Annotated in this window: 1 pseudogene; it reads right to left on the bottom strand. The window is 53.2% G+C overall.

Features of this window, described 5'->3' with window-relative positions:
* Positions 1–3: 3 nt before the first annotated feature.
* Positions 4–284 (bottom strand): annotated as a pseudogene (locus tag O2S87_RS19075) (transposase); the annotation flags it as partial.

The following is a 284-nucleotide window of genomic DNA, read 5'->3' as shown; positions in this document are numbered from 1 at the left end:
TCCTCAACCGTAGTCTGTCAAGAGAACGAATCTGCGGAAGATCCGTGTCGAGATCTGAGGTGTCTTTGGAATTCTTCCAGCCGAGAGTAAGAGGTTAGCTAGCACCCAGAGATTGTACAGCGAAACCACGAACAGAAAATAGAACAACCGCACTGAAAACGTCGGCGACGACGTTCTCGGGAGGAAATCACCGATCTGTCGATACGAGGTTTCGATTCCCCAGCGGCGGCGGAACGCCGCCGCGTACGCTTTCGCTGTCGAAGCATCTACGTCCAAACTCGTCA

The sequence above is a fragment of the Halohasta sp. A2 genome (assembly GCF_056175805.1).
Note: the sequence above shows the minus strand (reverse complement) of the source record. Positions and strands in the feature narration are given on the sequence as shown.